The sequence below is a fragment of the Enterobacter sp. KBR-315C3_2022 genome (genome assembly GCF_041399425.1).
GTDB lineage: Bacteria > Pseudomonadota > Gammaproteobacteria > Enterobacterales > Enterobacteriaceae > Enterobacter.
In genome coordinates, this window is sequence record NZ_JBGKEB010000007.1 from 78,718 (window position 1) to 95,197 (window position 16,480).

17 protein-coding genes are annotated in these 16,480 nt (G+C 56.7%); 4 read left to right on the forward strand and 13 right to left on the reverse strand.

All coding sequences use genetic code 11. The features are described from left to right. Positions 1-103: 103 nt before the first annotated feature. Positions 104-700: a DUF1454 family protein gene (locus AB8804_RS09550; RefSeq protein WP_371185340.1), complete on the reverse strand. Its 597-nt coding sequence runs from the start codon at positions 698-700 to the stop codon at positions 104-106. A 112-nt stretch (positions 701-812) separates the two neighbouring features. On the opposite strand from AB8804_RS09550, the gene AB8804_RS09555 reads away from it, so the two are divergent. Beyond that, a complete protein-coding gene (locus AB8804_RS09555) occupies positions 813-1,232 on the forward strand; it encodes a DUF805 domain-containing protein (RefSeq protein WP_371185342.1) in 420 nt (139 codons plus the stop codon). Here AB8804_RS09555 and fpr read toward each other — a convergent pair whose 3' ends face one another. From fpr to AB8804_RS09575, 4 genes are all read right to left on the reverse strand, one after another. Next, on the reverse strand, positions 1,233-1,979 hold the full coding sequence (gene fpr / locus AB8804_RS09560; RefSeq protein ID WP_371185344.1) for a ferredoxin--NADP(+) reductase: 747 nt from the start codon (positions 1,977-1,979) through the stop codon (positions 1,233-1,235). A gap of 96 nt (positions 1,980-2,075) precedes the next feature. Then, positions 2,076-3,086, reverse strand: coding sequence for a class II fructose-bisphosphatase (glpX, locus tag AB8804_RS09565; protein ID WP_371185346.1), 1,011 nt, complete (start codon positions 3,084-3,086; stop codon positions 2,076-2,078). A gap of 110 nt (positions 3,087-3,196) precedes the next feature. Beyond that, positions 3,197-4,705, reverse strand: coding sequence for a glycerol kinase GlpK (gene glpK / locus AB8804_RS09570; RefSeq protein ID WP_371185348.1), 1,509 nt, complete (start codon positions 4,703-4,705; stop codon positions 3,197-3,199). A gap of 21 nt (positions 4,706-4,726) precedes the next feature. Then, complete coding sequence (locus AB8804_RS09575; RefSeq protein ID WP_371185350.1) at positions 4,727-5,572, reverse strand: MIP/aquaporin family protein; 846 nt, start codon at positions 5,570-5,572, stop codon at positions 4,727-4,729. A gap of 400 nt (positions 5,573-5,972) precedes the next feature. Between AB8804_RS09575 and zapB the strand changes: the two genes are divergently transcribed. Continuing rightward, a complete protein-coding gene (zapB, locus tag AB8804_RS09580; protein ID WP_064328207.1) occupies positions 5,973-6,212 on the forward strand; it encodes a septal ring assembly protein ZapB in 240 nt (79 codons plus the stop codon). A 48-nt stretch (positions 6,213-6,260) separates the two neighbouring features. Here the strand turns inward: zapB and AB8804_RS09585 are convergent, their stop codons facing one another. From AB8804_RS09585 to priA, 8 genes are all read right to left on the reverse strand, one after another. Then, positions 6,261-6,980, reverse strand: coding sequence for a hypothetical protein (locus tag AB8804_RS09585; protein ID WP_371185353.1), 720 nt, complete (start codon positions 6,978-6,980; stop codon positions 6,261-6,263). Between the two features lie 66 nt (positions 6,981-7,046). Beyond that, entirely contained in the window at positions 7,047-7,532 is a 486-nt protein-coding gene (rraA, locus tag AB8804_RS09590; protein ID WP_371185355.1) for a ribonuclease E activity regulator RraA, read from the reverse strand. Positions 7,533-7,624: 92 nt separating this feature from the next. Beyond that, the gene (gene menA / locus AB8804_RS09595; RefSeq protein WP_371185357.1) at positions 7,625-8,545 is read right to left on the reverse strand and encodes a 1,4-dihydroxy-2-naphthoate polyprenyltransferase; all 921 of its coding nucleotides are present in this window, start codon (positions 8,543-8,545) and stop codon (positions 7,625-7,627) included. 69 nt (positions 8,546-8,614) lie between these two features. Further along, positions 8,615-9,946, reverse strand: a complete 1,332-nt coding sequence (hslU, locus tag AB8804_RS09600) for an HslU--HslV peptidase ATPase subunit (RefSeq protein WP_371185359.1) — start codon at positions 9,944-9,946, stop codon at positions 8,615-8,617. Between the two features lie 9 nt (positions 9,947-9,955). Continuing rightward, the gene (gene hslV / locus AB8804_RS09605) at positions 9,956-10,486 is read right to left on the reverse strand and encodes an ATP-dependent protease subunit HslV (protein WP_003862036.1); all 531 of its coding nucleotides are present in this window, start codon (positions 10,484-10,486) and stop codon (positions 9,956-9,958) included. A 94-nt stretch (positions 10,487-10,580) separates the two neighbouring features. Further along, entirely contained in the window at positions 10,581-11,579 is a 999-nt protein-coding gene (gene ftsN / locus AB8804_RS09610; RefSeq protein ID WP_371185365.1) for a cell division protein FtsN, read from the reverse strand. A gap of 92 nt (positions 11,580-11,671) precedes the next feature. After that, entirely contained in the window at positions 11,672-12,697 is a 1,026-nt protein-coding gene (cytR, locus tag AB8804_RS09615) for a DNA-binding transcriptional regulator CytR (RefSeq protein ID WP_371185367.1), read from the reverse strand. Between the two features lie 119 nt (positions 12,698-12,816). Then, positions 12,817-15,012 (reverse strand): primosomal protein N', encoded by a 2,196-nt coding sequence (gene priA, locus AB8804_RS09620; protein ID WP_371185369.1) that lies wholly within the window; start codon positions 15,010-15,012, stop codon positions 12,817-12,819. 200 nt (positions 15,013-15,212) lie between these two features. On the opposite strand from priA, the gene rpmE reads away from it, so the two are divergent. Next, positions 15,213-15,425, forward strand: coding sequence for a 50S ribosomal protein L31 (gene rpmE, locus AB8804_RS09625; RefSeq protein ID WP_003862040.1), 213 nt, complete (start codon positions 15,213-15,215; stop codon positions 15,423-15,425). A 339-nt stretch (positions 15,426-15,764) separates the two neighbouring features. Beyond that, the gene (locus AB8804_RS09630) at positions 15,765-16,445 is read left to right on the forward strand and encodes an oligogalacturonate-specific porin KdgM family protein (RefSeq protein WP_371185376.1); all 681 of its coding nucleotides are present in this window, start codon (positions 15,765-15,767) and stop codon (positions 16,443-16,445) included. Positions 16,446-16,480 lie beyond the last annotated feature (35 nt).

Sequence of the window (16,480 nt, forward strand, 5' to 3'; positions counted from 1 at the left end):
TCCACGCTAAATTAGCGAATTAAGGAATATGGCCGCCCTGTTGGGCAGCATGGTCTGTGAATCAGTATAGAGATTTTCCCCTGAAAGGCTTTGCTTTTTGTCATTAATTCGCCCCGCCGAGGCTCTCTGATAGCGCCAGCTTAATCGGTTCAACGGCGAAGGTCAGTCCCTTTTCGCCGTTATCTGCGACAACATAGCGAATGGCGCCTTCCGTCTCGGCGTAATAGCGTTTGCCTTTCCCGGTGGTCAGCAGCTTTTGCAGTTTTTTCTGGCTCTGCGCTTTGGTCAGCGTCGGGGTGAAGGCGCGCAGCATCGCGCTCATGTAGTCGAGCGCTTTGGCCTTCGCCGCTTTCTGTTCCGGCCCCTGAATGGGCAGCCAGGTTATCTGCATGCTTTTGATTTTCAGGGTCCCGCGCTCAAGGGCGGTAGACGCGTATAAATTCTCGTTAATCTTGCTGGCCGCGCGCGTCAGCGTTGGCGTATCCCGTGCGGTATCAATGGCGCGAAACTCGCCCAGCGGCAGCGCAGGATTGGCAGTGTTGAAGGCTTCGCGGAACGCGCTAATGGATTGATCGAACGAAGGCGCGCCCGCCAGCAGGTAGGGGGCGGTGGCCGGCGCGGTGGTTTCGGCGGCTTGCAGAGAAACGCTGGCGCTCAGCATGGCTAAACACAGAAAAAGAGAGTGTGCCGAACTTTTCATCAATAATGCCCCTGACCGTAACTGCTCATGATTAAAACGATATATGCTCGGCTTGTCAAAAGGTCACAACTCCAGGGTAAAATACGCGCACTACGATAATAAGGAACCTTACATGACCATACAGCAGTGGCTGTTTTCATTCAAAGGGCGTATTGGGCGCCGTGACTTCTGGATTTGGATGGTGACGTGGATTGTCGCCATGCTGGCGCTGTTTTTCGTTGCCTACAATGCCTGGCTGAGCACGCAGACCGCGGCGTTTGCGCTGGTTTGCCTGCTGTGGCCTACGGCGGCGGTGATGGTTAAACGCCTGCACGATCGCGGCCGCTCCGGCGCGTGGGCATTTTTGATTGTTCTGGCGTGGATGCTGGTGGGCGGCAACTGGTCGATGCTGCCGTCCATCCTGCCGTGGGTGGTAGGGCTGCTGGCCCCAACCATCATCTTCGTGATGATGGTTATCGATCTGGGCGCGTTTGTCGGCACCCAGAGCGAGAACAAGTACGGTAAAGATACCCTTGAGGTGAAATTCCGCTGATTACCAGTAGTGTTCAGCGGTCATATGGCCCGGACGGCGGCGAAGGTGCTTCGTCATCTGCCGGGTATCCTTCAGAAGCTGCTGCGTGTCTCGCACCATCTGCGGGTTGCCGCACAGCATCACGTGGCTGGTTTCGGTATTCATCGGCAGGCCGACCGCCGCTTCCAGCGCGCCGCTCTCAATCAGCGCCGGTACGCGCCCCGTCAGTGAACCCGCCGCGGCTTCGCGGCTGACCACGGTCTGAATCTTCAGCTTCCCGCCATAATGCTGCTCCAGCGCCTGCATCTGCGGCAGATAGCTTAAGTCTGCGGCGTAGCGCGCGGCGTGGACCAGCACGATGTTCTTAAAGCGCTCAAGATCTTTGCCGTATTGCAGAATGGACAGGTAGGGCCCGATGGCGGTGCCGGTAGCCAGCATCCAGAGGGTGTCGCAGTCCGGAATTTCATCCAGCACGAAGAAGCCTGCCGCTTCGCTCACAATCTGCACGTCGTCGCCCGGCTTCAGCGCGGCGAGGCGCGGGCTGAGCTTACCTTCCGGCACGGTGACAAGATAGAACTCGAGGTCAGGGTTATCCGGCGCGTTAACGTAAGAGTACGCGCGCTGCACGCGTTCGCCGTCGACGTCCAGCCCCAGCTTCGCGAATTGCCCGGCCGTGAATGGATGAACGGGAGCATGCAGGGTGAGGCTAAACAGCGCGTCGGTCCAGAACTGTACCTTAGTGACTTTACCTGTTACCCAGTCCGCCATGATCTTCTCCTGTGCTGATTCTCTGTTCTATCTTCCGTACTTATGGGAAACATTTCCAGCCCATTCGGGCCGGAAAGCTCTATCGATCAAACGGTTTTACAGAATGTGCTTCTGCACGTCCGGGTCTTTGCGGTCGAGGTAGTGGATAGACTGGATGCGGCGAATGGTGCGTGATTTACCGCGGATCAGCAGCGTTTCGGTGGTGGCCATGTTGCCCTTGCGGGTAATGCCGTCCAGCAGGTCGCCTTTGGTGATGCCGGTTGCGGAGAAGACAACGTTGTCGCTGCGGGCCATCTCGTTGAGCGCGAGGACCTTGTTAGCCTCAATGCCCATTTCCGCACAGCGCGCCAGCTCCTGCTCGCCGATGCGGCGGTTCTCTTCGCTGTCGCCTTTGACGTCGTGACGCGCCAGCAGCCGGGCCTGCATGTCGCCATCCAGCGCGCGGATCACCGCCGCGGAGACGACGCCTTCCGGCGCGCCGCCGATGCCGTAAAGCACGTCCACTTCGCTGTCCGGCATGCAGGTCAGAATCGAGGCGGCGACGTCGCCGTCAGGGATCGCAAACACGCGCACGCCGAGTTTTTGCATCTGCGCGATAGTGGCGTCGTGGCGCGGCTTTGCCAGAATGGTGACGGTCAGCTCGCTAAGCGGTTTACCCAGCGCGGCGGCAACGTTGCGCAGGTTCTCTTCCAGCGGCAGGCTGAGGTCGATAGCGCCTTTCGCGCCGGGGCCTACGATCAGCTTTTCCATATACATGTCCGGCGCGTTAAGGAAGCAGCCTTTATCGCCCACCGCCATTACCGCCAGCGCGTTGGCCTGGCCCATCGCCGTCATGCGCGTGCCTTCAATCGGGTCGACCGCGATATCCACGGCATCGCCTTTGCCCGTGCCGACCTTTTCGCCGATGTAGAGCATTGGCGCTTCGTCGATCTCGCCTTCGCCAATCACGATGGTACCGTCGATGTTGACCTGGTTAAGCACAATGCGCATGGCGTGGACGGCCGCGCCGTCTGCGGTATTTTTGTCGCCACGGCCTAACCATTTATAGCCGGCCAGCGCGGCGGCTTCGGTCACGCGGGAAAATTCGATAGCAAGTTCACGTTTCATGAGGTACTCGTGCAGTCAAAGGAATTGCACGAAGTTTATCACAGAGTGGGGAGTGGACTTAAAACACCCTCTCCCCTTTGGGGAGAGGGTTAGGGTGAGGGGGAGTTTGATTACTCGTCGTGCTCTTCCCACGCCAGGGCGCGTTTCACCGCTTTCTTCCAGCCGCTGTAGCGGTAGTTGCGCTCGGTGGTTTCGATACCCGGGCGGAACTCGCGTTCGATGACCGCTTTTTCCTGCAGCTCGTCCAGGTTCTGCCAGAAGCCTACCGCCAGACCGGCCAGGTACGCCGCCCCCAGCGCCGTGACTTCGCGCACTTCAGGGCGCTCAACGCGGGTGCCGAGAATGTCGGACTGGAACTGCATCAGGAAGTTGTTAGCGACCGCGCCGCCGTCCACGCGCAGGGCGTGCAGACGAATGCCGGAGTCAGCCTGCATCGCTTCCAGCACGTCGCGCGTCTGGTAGGCGATGGATTCGAGGGTCGCGCGGATGATGTGGTTCGAGTTCACGCCGCGCGTCAGGCCGAAAATCGCGCCGCGGGCGTACGGGTCCCAGTACGGTGCGCCCAGGCCGGTGAACGCAGGCACCACGTACACGCCGTTGGTGTCCTTCACCTTGGTGGCGAAGTACTCGGAGTCAAACGCGTCGCTGATCAGCTTCATCTCATCGCGCAGCCACTGAATGGACGCGCCCGCCATAAACACCGCGCCTTCCAGGGCGTAGTTCACTTCGCCGCGCGGGCCGCAGGCGATGGTGGTCAGCAGGCCGTTCTCTGATTTCACCGCCTTCTCGCCGGTGTTCATCAGCATAAAGCAGCCGGTGCCGTAGGTATTTTTCGCCATCCCTTCCTTCACGCACAGCTGGCCGAACAGCGCCGCCTGCTGGTCACCGGCGATACCGGCGATAGGAATACGCGTGCCGCCTTTACCGCCGATGTTGGTCTGGCCGTACACTTCAGAAGATTTACGCACTTCAGGCAGCATGGCGCGCGGGATGTCCAGCGCGTCCAGCATCTTGTCGTCCCACTCCAGGGTGTTGATGTTGAACAGCATGGTGCGCGAGGCGTTGGTGTAGTCGGTGACGTGAACGCGTCCCTGGGTCATCTTCCAGATAAGCCACGTATCAACCGTACCGAACAGCAGCTCGCCGCGTTTTGCGCGTTCGCGCGAGCCCTCCACGTGGTCGAGGATCCACTTCACCTTGGTGCCGGAGAAATACGGGTCAATCACGAGGCCGGTGGCGCTACGAATGTAGTCCTCCATGCCTTCGCGCTTCAGCTTTTCGCAGATCTCTGACGTGCGGCGGCACTGCCAGACGATGGCGTTGTAGATTGGCTTGCCGGTTTCACGCTCCCAGACCACGGTGGTTTCACGCTGGTTGGTGATGCCGATGGCGGCAATCTCGTCGGAGCTGATATCGGCTTTCGCCAGCACTTCCACCAGGGTGGAGCTTTGCGACGCCCAGATCTCCATCGGGTCGTGTTCTACCCAGCCTGGACGCGGGTAAATTTGCTCAAATTCGCGCTGTGACACGCTGACGATGTTCGCGTCATGATCCATTACGACGGCGCGGGAGCTGGTAGTGCCCTGGTCGAGCGCAACAATGTATTTTTTTTCGGTCATGGTATGTGTCCCGTAGTCAGATTACAGCGAAGCTTTTTGTTGTGCGGTAGACGTTGTTTCTTTTTCTTCTTCCACACAGGTGTCGCACGGTAAGTGGCGACCAATTAATTTGCGATAGCCGAATGCGCCCAGCGCCGCCCCTACGATTGGCCCAAATAGCGGGACCAGGAAGTAAGGGATATCTTTGCCGCCGGTGAAGGCGACGTCGCCCCATCCCGCAAAGAAGGCGAAGGTTTTTGGGCCCAAATCGCGCGCCGGGTTCATCGCGAAGCCGGTCAGCGGCCCCATGGAGGCACCGATAACCGCAATCAGCAGGCCAATCAGCAGCGGTGCCAGCGGGCCGCGCGGAATGCCGTTGCCATCGTCACCCAGCGCCATAATGACGCCCATCAGAATAGCGGTAATGACCATTTCAACTGCGAACGCCTGCACAAAATTGATGTGCGGGTTCGGATAGGTTGAGAAAATACCTGCCAGATCGAGGCTTTCAACGCTGCCGCGCACCATATGATGCGTCTGTTCGAAGTCGATGAAAAGATTGTAATAAAGCCCGTAAACTAACGCCGCTGCGCAAAACGCGCCGGCAAACTGAGAAATAATGAAGGGTGCAACTTTGCGTCCGTCAAAGCATGCAAACAGCCACAGCGCGATGGTAACCGCCGGATTAAGATGTGCGCCGGAGACCCCTGCGGTCAGGTAGATGGCCATCGCCACGCCCAGACCCCAGATGATACTGATTTCCCACTGACCGAAAGTTGCGCCCGCGACTTTCAGTGCTGCGACACAGCCCACTCCGAAGAAAATCAACAACCCGGTACCGAGGAACTCGGCAATGCACTGGCCTTTTAAGGTTGATGTCTGACTCATAATCGGAATCCTGAAGAAAGATGAAGGTTTATTGTTAGCGTGGTAGCCCGTGACAGCCACGATGTCCTGTAGACATAGTGTTAATTTATCGTTAACGAGCAAAAACGATAAATATCGAAATCAAAATGTGTGGTCTGCGTCAATAAAATGAGCGTTTTCGCGCCATAAAGCGCGTTTTTACGTCAGTGTAGAAACGTGAGCTGAATCATTTCATTAACCGAAGAGTTAACAATTTAGGGGTATATGTCGCGAACGCACCAGGACGAGGCTGAAAAGTGTTGCAAACCGCGATCTGCGCGGCGTGCCGCTGGACAGAGAGCGCCGCGCTCCATACAATCGTCGTATATGTCGTGCGCGTTTATGTTAAAGCGTCGCCTTGCAATTCAGGAGAGGTAGCATCATGTCTTTAGAAGTGTTTGAGAAACTGGAATCGAAAGTACAGCAGGCGATCGACACCATCACCCTGCTGCAGATGGAAATTGAAGAGCTGAAAGAGAAGAACAACTCGCTGTCTCAGGAAGTTCAGAACGCTCAGCACGGTCGTGAAGAGCTGGAGCGCGAAAACAACCAGCTGCGCGAACAGCAGAACGGCTGGCAGGATCGCCTGCAGGCGCTGCTGGGACGTATGGAAGAAGTGTAATTCCGAATTCGTACAAAAGGCACGCTAAATGCGTGCCTTTTTTATATGTTACTTTTTTGCATCCGTTTCATTCATTCTTGTAGTGGAATTTATAATCGAAAATAATTCATCAATGTTTTTCCCGTCAGATCGGGGATCTGACAGCGTGCCGATAAAAACAGTGTTGAAATCATCCTTCAGGAAGGAATATGTTGCTTTGGTCATCTTACCGTTGAGCGATAAATTATACTCATACGTCGTACACTCAAAATTAACAGCGCCGCATCCACGGATTTTATAGTCAAGATTTGCATGTGGCGCTAATACTTTTAACATATACTCTATGAATTCTACATAGGTATATTCTTCGAAAAAGTCATTAGGAAATGGAGTAACCATCAGCACCGCACTGGAATGCCGTTGTCCGTAAAGGCTAATGGTTGCCTTATCGTCTTTCTCTGTAACTGTCCATATTTTGTTGGGGAGTTGTAATGTGATATTTGCAAACGATAAATTATAACTCCGTGGGCTGTGTATATACTTATAGAGTATACCGTTCGCAAATATAATGATTCCGAGCATACCGCAAAAAATTTTGCTGAAAGGTATTTTTGTTATTTTGTGGATTAAATAGGATATACCCGTTGGAATCATAAATAGAGTAAATACTATAATCCATGAAAATAATGACAGGATTTTAATAGGCGTCATGAAAATGAAGCCAACGTTAAAAAAAGCAAATAGAAGTGTTAATCCATAGACTATCAGAGTAGAAGTTGAATCGCGCATAAACATCCATGTAGAAATAAAAAAGAGAGGAGAATTATTCTCCTCTCTTTATATTAAAGGATGCGGTTACTCAATATCCAGCGGATCCTCGGAAAGGATAATCCCGGTGTTGTCGGCATACAGATGGTCGCCGGAGAAGAAGGTGACGCCGCCGAAATTCACGCGCACGTCGCTTTCGCCGATGCCGTCGCCCGCTGCGCCGACCGGAATGGCAGCGATTGCCTGAATACCGATATCCAGGTCTTCCAGATCGTCCACCTGGCGCACTGAGCCATACACCACAATGCCTTCCCATTCGTTCTGAACGGCAAGACGGGCCAGATCGGCATCGATAAGCGCGCGGCGAACGGAACCGCCGCCGTCGACCAGCAGAATGCGGCCGCGGCCGTTCTGTTCGAGGAGATCGTAAAGCAACCCGTTATCCTCGAAACATTTCACCGTGATGATTTGTCCGCCAAACGACGACCGCCCACCAAAGTTGGAGAACAGCGGTTCAACGACGTTGACATCTTCCTGGTAGATGTCACAAAGCTCGGAGGTATCGTATTTCATAGGTTTAACGCTCAGTTGCTGCGAATGTGTTCAGTATATCGTGCGAAATGCATTGTTGGCAAAATCATCAATTGTTAATTGATATTTGTCAGCTAACTTAGCGTCTGGCTTAACACAATTCCAATGACGAACAGCAGGTTAGTCAGCAGCGCGCCTTTCACCGTTCTTTCCAGCATCGGAGGCATTGCCGCCGGGCTGAGTTCACGCATCACAAATCGCGCCTGTTTCACCAGCAGCGGCGCGGCAAGGACAAACAGCCAGCCCCACAGGCTTTGCAGCGAAATCAGGTTAAACAGCGCCAGGCAGGCCAGCGCGCCCATCAGCAGGCAGGCGTGGTAGCGACGGGCGTTGATCGGCCCCAGGCGCACCGCCAGCGTGTTTTTGCCGTTCTCACGGTCGCTGTCGATGTCGCGCAGGTTGTTGATGTTAAGCACCGCCGTCGCCAGCAGGCCGCACGCCGTGGCGGGCAGGAAGAGGGCGGGAATGACCGTATGCGCCTGCAGATACCAGCTTCCCATCACGCTGAGCCAGCCGAAGAAGACCAGCACGGAAATATCCCCCAGGCCGATGTAGCCGTAAGGCCGCGTGCCGACGGTATAGGTAATCGCCGCGATGATGGCGAGCAGCCCCAGCACCAGGAATCCAATGAAATCGCTGGTGGTTTTAGACGCCACCGTCACCAGCGCCAGCCCGGACAGGCAGATCAGCACCACGGTGATGATCAGGGCGCGCTTCATCTGCGCCTGAGTAATGACGCCTTTCTGCATCCCGCGCAGCGGCCCGATGCGGTCAGGCTTGTCGCTGCCTTTTACCGCATCGCCATAATCGTTCGCGAGGTTCGACAGGATTTGCAGCAGACCGGCGGTAACGAGCGCCAGCCCGGCGACCAGCGGATCGAAATGCCCCTGCCACCAGGCAAGCGCGGTGCCAACAACAATGGCAGCAAAGGCCAGAGGAAGCGTTTTAGGGCGCAGGCTTTCAAGCCACGCCTGAGTACGGCTGATATCAGTCATCTTATATTTAGCCAATAAAAATGGGGGCATTAGCCCCCATCAACAGTGATGAAAATGCAGTAACCGCGATTATAGGATAAAACGGCTCAGATCTTCATCTGCCACTAACGCATCCAGATGTTTGCTCACATAATCTGCGTGAATGGTAATGCTTTCGCCGTTGAGGTCGCTGGCATCGTAGGAGATATCTTCCATCAGGCGTTCCAGCACGGTATGCAGACGACGCGCCCCGATGTTCTCGGTGGTTTCGTTGACCTGCCACGCCGCCTGAGCAATGCGCTTGATGCCGTCTTCAGTGAACTCGATGTTCACGCCTTCGGTCGCCATCAGCGCTTTGTACTGTACGGTCACAGAGGCGTTTGGCTCGGTCAGGATGCGTTCGAAATCTTCCGTGGTCAGCGCCTGCAGCTCGACGCGGATCGGCAGACGACCCTGCAGCTCAGGGATCAGGTCGGACGGTTTAGCCACCTGGAATGCGCCAGAGGCGATAAAAAGGATGTGGTCCGTTTTCACCATGCCGTGCTTGGTCGAGACGGTGCAGCCTTCAACCAGCGGCAGCAGGTCGCGCTGTACGCCTTCGCGGGATACGTCCGGGCCGGAAGATTCACCGCGCTTACAGATTTTGTCGATCTCGTCGATAAACACGATGCCGTGCTGCTCAACCGCGTCGATGGCGTCCTGCTTCAGCTCTTCCGGGTTCACCAGCTTCGCCGCTTCTTCTTCAATCAGCAGCTTCATGGCCTCTTTGATTTTCAGCTTGCGCGCTTTCTGCTTCTGGCCGCCCAGGTTCTGGAACATGGACTGCAGCTGGCTGGTCATCTCTTCCATGCCTGGAGGTGCCATGATCTCTACGCCCATCGGCGCGGCGGCGAGATCGATCTCAATCTCTTTGTCGTCCAGCTCGCCTTCGCGCAGCTTTTTGCGGAACGCCTGGCGCGCCGCAGACGGCTCGGCCTGCTGTTCAGCCTGGCCCCAGTTATTTTTTGCCGGTGGGATCAGCGCGTCGAGAATGCGCTCTTCCGCCATCTCTTCCGCACGATAGCGGTTTTTCTCAATGGCCTGAACGCGCACCATTTTGATTGCCGAATCGGTCAGATCGCGGATGATGGAATCTACTTCTTTGCCCACATAGCCCACTTCGGTGAACTTGGTGGCTTCAACCTTGATGAACGGCGCGTTCGCCAGCTTCGCCAGACGGCGGGCGATTTCGGTTTTACCGACGCCGGTCGGGCCGATCATCAGAATGTTCTTTGGCGTGACTTCGTGGCGCAGCTCTTCATCCAGCTGCATGCGGCGCCAGCGGTTACGCAACGCGATGGCCACGGAACGCTTGGCGTTATCCTGGCCAATGATATGTTTGTTCAGTTCGCTGACAATTTCGCGTGGGGTCATTTCAGACATGGGAGATCCTTACGCTTTAGACGGTAATTCTTCGATGGTGTGGTTGTGGTTGGTATAGATGCAGATATCACCTGCAATATCCAACGCTTTCACCGCGATATCGCGCGCGTTCATGTCGGTATTTTCCAACAGCGCGCGGGCAGCAGCCTGGGCATACGGGCCACCGGAGCCGATAGCAATCAGATCGTTTTCTGGCTGCACGACGTCACCATTACCGGTGATGATCAGCGAGGCGTTTTCATCCGCAACCGCCAGCAGCGCTTCAAGCTTGCGCAGCATGCGGTCGGTACGCCAGTCTTTCGCCAGCTCAACGGCGGCTTTCACCAGATGACCCTGGTGCATTTCGAGCTTGCGTTCAAACAGTTCAAACAGCGTGAAGGCGTCCGCTGTACCGCCCGCGAAACCGGCGATCACTTTGTCGTTATACAGACGACGGACTTTCTTCACGTTACCTTTCATGACGGTATTACCCAGCGTGGCCTGGCCGTCCCCGGCAATTACCACCTGGCCGTTACGGCGTACACTTACTATTGTTGTCACGAGCAGACCCCCTGGTTACAGAATCGGGAAACAGACGCCCTGAGCCTGTGCTCAGGGCTGAATAGAATGATAGATGGGGGGGAATTTGGGGGTTTCAACCCCCGGAGGCGAGTCGAATGCAGTTTGTGTGCCCGGCGACCTTCAGACGGGAAATGGTTCCGTCCGCATTTTCTTTGCCTTTGACCGGGCCAATCACCACGCGATTCCAGCCGTTATTGGTGGTGATGCGTGAATCAAACCCTTCAAATGCCAGCTGAGCACGCACCGTTTCGGCCTGCTCCGCGCCCTTAAACGAGCCGCACTGAACCATCCAGCGGCGTTCGTCCTTTTTCTCAGCCGTCTGCTTCGGCGCTTCGGTCTCTTTCGTTACCGGTGCGGCCTGCTGCGTCTTAGGCTGCTGGGCGGCCGTGTGCGCAGGCGTTTGCAGCAGATCCTGATACGGCTGGGACGTCTGTTTCTGCGGCTGCGTTTTCGGCTGCTGCTGAACGGGCTGCGAGGCCGTGGTCCGCGCCTGCTGCTGCGGCTGATAAGGCTGCTCGGCGGCGCGCGGTTGGGTACGCGGCTGCTGCACGGGCTGAGTCTGCGTCCACTGCTGCTGTTGGACCTGCTGCTGAACCTGACGCTGGCGCTGCAGCGTTTGCTGACGCTGGGCCGGGGTTTGTTCGTTCCACGGCACTTCGTTCAGCTGCGTCGGCTGCTGGCGCATGTCGGCCTGCATCTGTGCCAGCAGCTGGCGCTGTTCATCGGTCAGCTGATTGGCGTTCTTCACCTCGCCACCTGCGGAAGGCTCGGTAGGCGCACGCACGCCCGGCTGGCGGCTTTCCAGCTCTTTAATATAGCGCCAGCGCTCTTCAGGTTTTGGCGGCAGCCCGTTTCCGACCACCTTATTGCCCTGCAGCGCTTCGGACTCTTCTTTCTTGTGGTGCGTAATAAAGTACAGACCACCGATAAAGGCCACCAGGACGGCCGCAGCGATGGCGACCATTGCCGGCGAGACAGAAGGCAGACTGCTCTGCTTTTTCTTCCTCGGGCTACTCTTTTTGCGTCGCGAAGGTGCCGGCTGGCCGCGACGTACATAATCTCGTTGTGCCACTATCGTTTCGCTGTATTTATTCGTTGTCAGCCCGCCATGTTACTTAAGCGGCGGGCCTTTGACCAGATACGGGAGTCTGAAAGGTATTTACTTTAAGGCAACGCCCGGGTGGAGCCGCGCACAATCAGCTCGCAGTCCAGCAGGCGCGAGCCGCTGCTAACCGTTTGACCCTGAAGCTGATCCAGCAGAAGCAGCATGGCTTCACGGCCAATTTTGTAGCGCGGCTGCGCGACGGTTGAGAGCGGCGGATCGCAAAATTCTGAAAGCGAAATATTGTCGAAACCAATGATGGACAGGTCTTCCGGCACGCGCAGGCCGCGGCGCTTGGCATATGACAAGGCGCCGAGCGCCATAATATCGCTGTGGCAGAACACCGCGGTGGGCGGCTGCGGCAGCGCCAGCAGTTTTTCCAGCGCCATGCCCCCGGCTTCGTAGGTGAAATCTCCGCGGGCGATGCAGTGCGGGTCAACGGTGGCCCCCGCACGGCGCAGCGCCTGCACGTAGCCCTGTAAGCGGTAGTGGCAGAGCGGCATCTCTTCCGGCCCGGCGATGCAGCCGATGCGCTTGTGCCCCAGCTCCTGAAGATAATTGACGGCGTTAAACGCGGCGGTCAGGTTATCGATGTGAACGGTGGGCAATTCCAGCTCAGGCGCAAACTCGTTGGCCATCACCATCGGCGGGAGGTTGCGCTGCTCTTCGATGCTTGCATCAAACGGCAGGCGCGAGCCGAGCAGCAGCATGCCGTCGATTTGCTTGGTGATGATCAGGTCGATGAAGGTTTTTTCCTGCTGGTTCTGGTGGGCGCAGTCGCCAATCAGCACCAGGTAGCCTTGTTCGGCGGCGGTAACTTCGATGCCGCGAATGATTTCGCTAAAGAAGGGATCGCAGATGTCCGGGACAATCACCAGAATGGTTCGCGACTCGTTGCGCTTGACGTTACGCCCCATCGCCTGCGGGAAATAGCCCACTTCCAGCGCCGCCTTCTCGACCCGGTTGCGGGTCGCCTGGGAGACTTTGTCCGGGTTCATCAATGCGCGGGACACGGTTGCCGTAGACACGTTTGCTTTCTGAGCAACGTCTTTCATGGTCGCCGAGGCAACCTCTTTCCTGGACTTCAACGTCTTCTCCTCGCCTGAACACCGAACTTCTGCCGTCTTCATTTTTACAGATAGTGAATGGAAGCGGTTACAGAATTTTCATAAAAAGTGTGAGGCGCGTTAAATTTTTCGATCCGGCTTCAGCCTTCAATCGGGTCGACGTCGAGAACCCACTTCACTTTGCGCGCCTCCGGCAGCGTATTGATCAGCGCCAGCGTGCCGCTGACGATCTGCTGTAGGCGCATGCGGGAAGGGTGCTGCAGGAGGATTTGCCAGCGAAAACGTCCGCCGCGCTTGGGGGCAAGCGCCGGAACCGGACCTAAAATCCACAGCTGATTATCGACCAGCGGGCTGGCCTGGAGGAGATTGCGCAGCTGCTGCAGGAAAAGCGGCGCCTGCTGATTGTTATGATCCTCGGCGCGGATGATGACGTGGCTGGTCCACGGCGGGAGCTGCATCGTCTGGCGCTCAGCGAGGGCCTGCTCGGCAAAAGCGTCGTAGCCCTTGTGCAGCAGGGTTTGCAGCAGAGGATGTTCAGGGTGATGCGTTTGCAGAACCACTTCGCCCTGCTTCCCGGCGCGCCCGGCGCGGCCTGCCACCTGCGTATACAGCTGGGCGAAGCGCTCGGCGGAGCGAAAATCCGCGGAGAACAGCGCGCCGTCCACGTCCAGCAGGGCGACCAGCGTGACGTCCGGGAAGTGGTGCCCTTTCGCCAGCATCTGCGTGCCGATTAAAATGCGCGCGCCGCCGCGATGGACCTCGGCCAGCTGCTGCTCCAGCGCGCCCTTGCGGCTGGTGGTGTCACGGTCAATCCGCGAAATCGGCACGTCGGGGAAGAAAGGGGCCAGCGCCTGCTCCAGCTGTTCCGTTCCCAGGCCGACCGGCACGATGTGCGTTGAACCGCACGACGGGCACTGGCGCGGCACCGGGCGCTGACTGTCGCAGTGGTGGCAGCGCAAATGACGCTGGGCCTGATGGAAGGTGTAGTAGTGGTCGCAGCGCGGGCACTCGGCAATCCAGCCGCAGTCGTGGCACAGCAGCGCTGGCGCGAACCCGCGGCGGTTAAGGAATAAAATGACCTGATTGTCCGCCTGCAGATGCTGGCGCATGCGGGCAATGAGCGCAGGCGCGAGCCCCGCCTGCACCTGCTGGCCTTTAAGATCCAACACGTGCTGAATGGCTGGGCGCGCATTACCCGCGCGGCGCGTCAGGCGCAGCATATGGTATTTGCGCTGGCGCACGTTGTGCAGCGTTTCGAGCGCGGGCGTGGCGGACCCCAGAATAATCGGGATCTGCTCGCTGTGGGCGCGATAGACCGCCAGATCGCGCGCGTGGTAGCGCCAGCCTTCCTGCTGCTTGTAGGAGCTGTCGTGCTCTTCGTCGATCACGATGACGCCGAGGTTTTTAAACGGCGTAAATAATGAAGAGCGCGTGCCGATGACGATCGCCGCCTCGCCGTTTTTCGCTTTCAGCCAGGCGCTGAGGCGCTCGCTGTCGTTCAGGCCGGAGTGCAGCACCTCGACGGGCGCGTTGAAGCGCTCGCGAAAGCGGCCGATGGTTTGCGGCGTCAGGCCGATTTCCGGCACCATGACCAGCGCCTGCTTGCCCTGAGCGAGCACGTTTTCCAGCACACTCAGGTAAACTTCGGTTTTGCCGGAGCCGGTAACGCCCGCCAGCAGCCAGGCAGAAAAATGATCGGAGGCGCTGTGAATCGCGCCAACGGCGGTGGCCTGCTCGGTATTGAGGCGCAGGCGATCGCCCGACACGGAGAAGCCGTCGCGCCAGTCGTAAACCGCAGGCGCCTCGCTGGCCAGCTCGCTCAGCCCTTTCTTTCTTAACGCCTGCAGCGCGGTTTCGCTAACCTCAAGTTCATTCACCTGATGACGCCAGATTTTTCCCTGGCGCAGCGCGGCCAGCGCCTGCTGCTGTTTTTGCGAACGCTTCAGGCTGTTGATATCCACCGCCTGGCCCTGCTCGGTGGCGAACCAGTACCACATCGGCGCGTGGCTGGCGCTTTTGCCCTGACGCAGCAGAATGGGTAGAGCGTGAAACAGCACGTCGCCAATCGGGTGATGATAGTAATCCGCCGCCCACAGCAGCAGCCGCCAGGTGCTGGTTGAGAACACGGGCGCGCTGTCCAGCACTTCCACGACCGATTTCAGCTCGTTAAGCGGCAGCTCGCTTTTTTCGCTGACGGAGACAACGATCCCGACCCGCTGCTGTTTGCCAAACGGCACGGTCACGCGGCAGCCCGCACTGGCGCTCATGCTGTCGGGCAGCAGATAGTCAAAGGTGCGGGGAAGCGGAACGGGCAGGGCAACGTGAGCAACGGGCATCGAATCTTCCTGACTTGAAAAGTGGCGCGTTAGTATACACATTAGAGAAAGCGGCGTGCGGATCAGTTTGCATACGCTGGTCAAATTCTGTATGATTCGCCGCCTTTGGTGTATTTTACGCCAAAGAACTTACATTCAACATCGCGTGGTGTCTGGCGTTAGGGCTGGAAGAGCGACGCGGCCTTTACTGAGGTTCTCCCATGAAAAAAGATATTCACCCGAAATACGAAATGATTACTGCAAACTGCTCTTGCGGTAACTCTATCCAGATCCGCTCTACCGTAGGCCACGATCTGAACCTGGACGTGTGCGGCAAATGCCACCCGTTCTACACTGGTAAGCAGCGTGATGTTGCAACCGGTGGCCGTGTTGACCGCTTCAACAAGCGTTTCAGCATCCCGGGCGCGAAATAAGCATCCAGAAGAAACCGCCTTCGGGCGGTTTTTTTGTGCCTGAAATATCCCTTCTGAATAAATCCTTTCATTGTATATTTTATCTCAATCCTTATTTCATTTAATATAAAATAAAAGCACATCGGCTTTTATTCTTTAATCTATTTATCCGATGTATTCTTTAACGGATAGTGAACTCTATCCCGCGTATCTTGATTTTTCTGCCACAGTTTATCCTGCGGTGTCCAAAAATAAAAGGTTTCCCTCTCTGCGTGAAATTACACTGCGCCCGTTATGCATTCTTATTTGCCATGTCAATTCCGCTGGCTTTCAGGACGTATTTTCTTTGAGGGATATATTATGCAGATTAAGCAACTCTTATTCGTGCTTCCATTACTTTCCTGCGCGGCGCAGGCGGGCTATGTTGATTACCGTCACGAGTATTATGACGACGGCCGCAACTACGACCGCGTGTACATGTCGCACCGCTTCGGCACCGGCTTCGGCGTGGCGGTAGAGGCCGTATCGCGCTCGAATGACAAACAGTCCAACGACGCGCTTAATAATATGGAGAGTAACAGCAACGAATATACCGCCAGCTATCAGTTCAACTGGCAGGGATTTATTTGGCAGCCGGGCGTTGCGGTTGAAATGGGTGACGATATGGCAATCTATAAGCCGTATCTTCGCGTGCAGTATAATATTGACGACAGCTGGTGGACGGCGTTTCGCTATCGCACGGAATATACGCGGCGCAATGCGGATGGCAAAGACGACCGCATAGTTTACCGTCCGGAAATGTGGCTGGGCTATAATATTCAGAACTGGATGTTTGAGCTAAACGGCATTTATAAGTTTGCCGACAGCGAAGATCTGTATAACAACAAAAAAGAAGATTACGAATATAACGTCCGCGTGGCGTATAACATCGACTCGTGGATACCCTTTGTCGAGGTGGGCAACGTCTCTTCCGGCTATAACACCGCCACCAGCGACGATCGCCAGACGCGCTATCGCGTGGGCTTAGGCTACAACTTCTAAGAAACTATCCCGCTGAGCCAGCTCAGCGGGATGAC